The organism is bacterium (assembly GCA_040756715.1).
GTDB lineage: Bacteria > UBA9089 > UBA9088 > UBA9088 > UBA9088 > JBFLYE01.
In genome coordinates, this window is sequence record JBFLYE010000165.1 from 1 (window position 1) to 2,720 (window position 2,720).

A 2,720-nucleotide genomic window follows, 5' to 3' on the forward strand; every position below is an offset into this window, starting at 1 on the left:
CTCTTTACCAAAACATCCCTCACCTTCTTATCCTTTTCTTTCCAATTCATTTTTTAATATACAATTTTTAATCTATAATTTATAATTTTATAAAAGCCCATATAGCTCAGTCGGTTAGAGCGCATCCTTGGTAAGGATGAGGTCACCAGTTCGATTCTGGTTGTGGGCTTTTTAAACATCAAGGTTTTTTACCTCCCTGGCGTGTTGTGTAATAAAATTCTTTCTAGGAAGAACCTTATCCCCCATAAGGAGGGAAAAGGTTTTTTCTGCCTCATAGGCATCCTCAATGCTTATCTTTATCATCTTTCTTGTCTTAGGATCCATTGTTGTCTTCCATAATTGTTCAGGGTTCATCTCACCTAAGCCTTTGTATCTTTGAAGGACAAAGCCGTCCTTCATTTTTGATATAAGCCTATCCTTTTCCTCCTCAGAATAAAGGTAATGCTCCTCGTTTTTCTTCCTTAAGCAATAAAGGGGTGGCTTGGCAATATAAACATAGCCATCAACAATAAGAATCTTAAGATACCTGTAAAATAAAGTAAGGAGGAGGGTTCTTATATGCGACCCATCAACATCTGCATCGGTCATAATTATTATCTTATGGTATCTAAGCTTAGAAATATCAAAATCCTCATCAGATTGCGAAATGCCGCACCCAATAGAAGATATAAGGGCTTTTATCTCCTCATTATGAAGCATCTTTTCAAACCTGGCTTTTTCCACATTAAGAATTTTTCCCTTTAAAGGAAGGATTGCCTGAAATTCTCTATCCCTTCCTTGCTTTGCCGAACCACCGGCACTATCGCCCTCAACAATATAAAGCTCGCATTCTTGGGGATTCTTTGAAGAGCAATCGGCAAGCTTTCCGCAGAGAACGCCAAGTTCATCGCCCTTTTTCCTCACAAGCTCCTTTGCCTTCCTTGCCGCCTCCCTTGCCTTTGATGCCAATAGCCCCTTTTCTACAATCTTTCTTGCAATGGATGGATTTTCATCAAAGAATGATACAAGCTCCTCATAAACAAGGGAGTCAACAATGCCTTTTATCTCAGAGTTTCCAAGCTTCGTCTTTGTCTGGCCTTCAAATTGGGGATTTTTCATCTTTATGCTAATCACCGCATTAAGACCTTCCCTTATATCATCACCCGATAAACCCTGTTCATTCTCCTTGATAAATTTATTCCTCCTTGCATAATCGTTGATTGCCCTGGTTAGGGCTGATTTAAGGCCAGAAAGATGGGTTCCTCCCTCCTCTGTATTTATGGTATTCACATAAGAAAGGATATTTGTTACATAATCATCAGAATAGCAAAGACAAACATCTAAGGAGGTATCTTCCCTTATCTTTTCAAAATATATGGGCTTATGCAGGGCTTTTTTTTCCTTTAAAAGAAGGATGACAAATTCCTGAATCCCTCCCTTATAACAAAATGTTTCTATTTTGCCATCCCTTTCATCCTTTATGGTTATTTTTAATCCCTTGTTTAAAAAGGCAAGCTCCCTTAATCTATGAGAAAGTATATCAAATTGGAAGACAATATTTTCAAAGATAGAAGAATCGGGCAGAAAGGTTATCTTTGTCCCTTTTTTCTTTGTTTTTCCTGTAATTTTAAGCTCTGTAATGGGAATTCCTTTTTCATAGCTTTGGCTATAAATTTTTCCATCCCTGAATACCTCTGCCTTAAGCTGCTGCGACAAGCCATTAACCACAGAGACACCAACCCCGTGTAATCCTCCTGAGATTTTATATGCACCAGAGTCAAACTTTCCTCCGGCATGTAGGGTGCACATAACAATCTCAAGGGCTGGCTTCTTATAGATCGGATGCAGATCAACCGGAATACCTCGACCATTGTCCTCTACGCTAACGCTATTGTTCTTATGAATTATAACCTCAATGTTTGTGCATTCTCCTACCATTACCTCATCGATGGAATTATCAACCACCTCATAGACAAGGTGATGAAGCCCCCTTGTGCTTATATCACCAATGTACATACTTGGCCTCTTTCTAACCCCTTCCAAGCCCTCTAATACTTGAATCTTATCGGCGGTGTATTTATCGTTAAGGTTTAAGCGATCTTCCATAATTCCATCTTTATTGTCGTAGCTATTATACCTTATATTTTATAAGAATTTCAATATTTTTCTTGAAAATCACTAGTTTTTAAGTATAAAATTTAAGGTATAATGAAGGCCGAGGAGATAAGGTCTGCATTCTTGAAATTTTTTGAAGGAAAAGGTCATAAGGTCTGTGTAGACAAGGGGCTTATTCCCTCTGATCCATCTATTTTATTTACTGTGGCTGGGATGGTGCCATTCAAAGATTATTTTCTTGGAAATAAACCTTTAGAATTCTCTCGTAGTTGTTCCTCTCAAAGGTGCATCAGGACAAATGATATTGAAAAAATTGGAAAAACAGCAAGGCATCTTACATTTTTTGAGATGCTTGGAAATTTCTCATTTGGTGATTATTTTAAGAAAGAAGCAATAGAATGGGCATGGGAATTTTTGGTGCAGGTGCTTTGCATTCCAAAGGATAGGCTCTATGTTTCTGTTTTTAAAGAAGATAATGAGGCAGGCCTAATTTGGAAAAAATTTCTCAAAGAAGAAAGAATTGTAAGGCTTGGCGAAGCAGATAACTTCTGGAAGATGGGAGAAACAGGTCCCTGCGGTCCTTGTTCTGAGATAATCTTTGACTTAGGAGAAGAGATTGGATGTAG

Annotated in this window: 2 protein-coding genes and 1 tRNA gene; 2 read left to right on the forward strand and 1 reads right to left on the reverse strand. The window is 38.1% G+C overall.

Annotated features, from left to right (window positions below):
* Nucleotides 1–95: 95 nt before the first annotated feature.
* Nucleotides 96–169 (forward strand) — tRNA-Thr (locus AB1397_06110).
* A 2-nt stretch (nucleotides 170–171) separates the two neighbouring features.
* On the opposite strand, the gene gyrB is transcribed toward AB1397_06110, so the two are convergent.
* Entirely contained in the window at nucleotides 172–2,085 is a 1,914-nt protein-coding gene (gene gyrB / locus AB1397_06115) for a DNA topoisomerase (ATP-hydrolyzing) subunit B (GenBank protein ID MEW6482557.1), read from the reverse strand.
* Between the two features lie 102 nt (nucleotides 2,086–2,187).
* Between gyrB and AB1397_06120 the strand changes: the two genes are divergently transcribed.
* Nucleotides 2,188–2,720, forward strand: a 533-nt coding sequence (locus AB1397_06120; protein ID MEW6482558.1) for an alanine--tRNA ligase-related protein, incomplete at its 3' end; no start/stop codon positions are given.